Annotated in this window: 2 protein-coding genes and 1 riboswitch; both genes read left to right on the forward strand. The window is 68.8% G+C overall.

The features are described 5' to 3' along the window. Positions 1-452 (forward strand): Bug family tripartite tricarboxylate transporter substrate binding protein (locus AC27IO_RS23250; RefSeq protein ID WP_498741030.1); only part of this gene is annotated, 452 nt, incomplete at its 5' end. Between the two features lie 150 nt (positions 453-602). Continuing rightward, a riboswitch (glycine riboswitch) is annotated at positions 603-713 on the forward strand. 93 nt (positions 714-806) lie between these two features. Beyond that, positions 807-2,111: a D-amino acid dehydrogenase gene (locus AC27IO_RS23255; RefSeq protein ID WP_498741032.1), complete on the forward strand. Its 1,305-nt coding sequence runs from the start codon at positions 807-809 to the stop codon at positions 2,109-2,111. The last annotated feature ends 49 nt before the right edge of the window (positions 2,112-2,160 follow it).

The raw sequence follows: 2,160 nt of genomic DNA on the forward strand, positions 1-2,160 counted from the left end.
TGGACATGGTGCACGTGCCCTACAAGGGCGGCCCCGAAGCCATCACGTCGGTGGTGCGCGGCGAGACCTGCTGCATCATGAACCAGGTGCAGACCGTGTTGCCGCACTACAAGGCCGGCAAGGTGCGCCTGCTGGGCGTGACCACCGCCAAGCCCGTGGCCGCCGTCAAGGAGGTGCCCACCATCGCCTCCAGCGGCCTGCCGGGCACGCAGGGCTTCGACAGCTCGATCTGGTTCGGCCTCTTCGCGCCCAAGGGAACGGACGCCGCCGTGGTGCAGAAACTCAACACCGCCCTGCGCCAGGTGCTGGAGCAGCCCGAGGTGCGCGAGCGCTTCGAATCGCAGGGCAACGCCGTGCGCATCGAGACGCCCGCGCAGTTCCGCCAGACCGTCCACACCGACCGCGCCAAGTGGGCCCAGGTGGTGAAGGACGCCCGGATCCGCATCGACTGACCGCACGGCCCGCCCCCTTCGCCTCGCACGGGGTTTGCGCCGCGCGGCTTCGCTGCTACGATGCACCCCGCAGGAGAGCGAACGGCCCCCGGGCCGCTCCACCGAAGGCGCAAACTCCCATACACGCTCAGGTCCCGTACTGCACCACCATCAAAGCCGTCTGGAGAGCCGCCATGCATGCCATGGCGCACCGAAGGAGCAAGCCCCTCGCCGTGTTGGCGCAGGGTGAATCTCTCAGGTACCAAGGACAGGGGGAGCGGCAGCACGGCAGATCGCCGTCGGCTGCACGCTATCGAGTCAATAGCACCACGCCGGCGATCTGCTTGCGCAAACCTTCCAAAAGGCTTGTGAATCATGCGCGTGATCGTTCTCGGTGCCGGCCTGCTCGGCACCACCTCCGCCTATTTCCTGCAGCAACTCGGCCACGAAGTGACCGTCATCGACCGCCAGGGCATGCCCGGTGCGGAAACCAGCTTCGCCAACGGCGGGCAGATCTCGGTGAGCCATGCCGAGCCCTGGGCCAACCCCGGCGCGCCGCTCAAGGTGCTGAAATGGCTGGGCCGCGAAGACGCCCCCCTGCTCTTTCGCCTGCGCGCCGACATGCGCCAGTGGCTGTGGGGCCTGCAGTTCCTGCGCGAATGCACGCCGGCCCGCACGCGGCACAACATCGAGCAGATCGTGCGCCTGGGCACCTACAGCCGCGACACGCTGCAGCAGCTGCGCCGCGATACGGGTATCCAGTACGACCAGCGCACGCAGGGCATCCTGCACTTCTACACGAGCGCCCGGGAGTTCGATGCCGCGCTCGCTCCCGCCGAGCAGATGCGCGCCCTGGGCTGCGAGCGCCGCGTGGTCAGCGCCGACGAGGCCGTGCGGCTGGAGCCCGCGCTCGCCCACATCCGCCCGCAACTGGCCGGCGCCACCTACACGGCCGAGGACGAATCGGGCGACGCCAACACCTTCACGCGCGAGCTGGCCCGGCTGGCGCAGGCGGCGGGCGTGCAGTTCCGTACCGGCTGCCACATCACGGCGCTGCGCACGGCAGGCGGCGCCATCGACCATGCCGAGATCACCAACGCGGAAGGCCGCTTCGAACGCGTGCGGGGCGATGCCTACGTGCTGGCCATGGGCTCGTTCAGCCCGCTGCTGGCCGAGCCACTGGGCCTGCGCCTACCCATCTACCCGGCCAAGGGCTATTCGGTCACGATGCCCGTGCGCGATGCCTCGGCGGCCTACGAGGTGAGCCTGACGGACGATGAATTCAAGCTCGTCTTCTCGCGCTACACCAGCGAGCGCGGCGACCGCCTGCGCATCGCCGGCACGGCGGAACTCAACGGCTACCAGCGCGACTTGAACCCCGTGCGCTGCGAAGCCATCGTGCGCCGCGTGGAAGAACTCTTTCCCGGCGCGGGCGACACGCGCCAGGCCCAGTTCTGGACCGGGCTGCGCCCCGCCACGCCCAGCAACGTGCCGCTGATCGGCAAGACGAAGATCGGCAACCTGTTCCTCAACACAGGGCACGGCACGCTGGGCTGGACGCACGCCTGCGGCTCGGGCCGCTCCATCGCCCGCATCGTGAGCGGGCTGGCGCCGGAAGTGGACTTCGCCTTCACCGGCATGCCGCGCACGGCCGCGCCCGCGCTCCTGCCGGTGACCTGAAGTCAACTGCTATTATTTTTATAGCTGTCACCGCATGATTTTCTAGGGC

The sequence above is a fragment of the Acidovorax sp. KNOB132 genome (genome assembly GCF_057541515.1).